1 tRNA gene is annotated in these 285 nt (G+C 52.3%); it reads left to right on the forward strand.

From position 1 onward, the window contains the following. The first annotated feature begins 17 nt into the window (after window positions 1-17). Window positions 18-93 (forward strand) — tRNA-Ala (locus IB248_RS31175). The last annotated feature ends 192 nt before the right edge of the window (window positions 94-285 follow it).

The following is a 285-nucleotide window of genomic DNA, read 5'->3' on the forward strand; positions in this document are numbered from 1 at the left end:
CAGGTGTTGCGATGGTTGGGGCTGTAGCTCAGCTGGGAGAGCACCTGCTTTGCAAGCAGGGGGTCAGCGGTTCGATCCCGCTCAGCTCCACCAAATCGCTTTGGTGTCGAGCCGGGATATCCTTCTGAAGAAAAACAAAGTTTGCATCGACTTCAAGTCGGATGCCTGTTCTGCATATATCGTGAAGAGAAGATTGATCTGGAGGCTTCCAGGTGTTTTGCACAATCCCATGGATTGCGCGAGATGTCCGAGCCCAGTTCTGTTGAAACCAAGGATGGCTTAGTC

The organism is Rhizobium sp. RHZ01, assembly GCF_014851595.1.
Lineage (GTDB): Bacteria > Pseudomonadota > Alphaproteobacteria > Rhizobiales > Rhizobiaceae > Rhizobium > Rhizobium altiplani.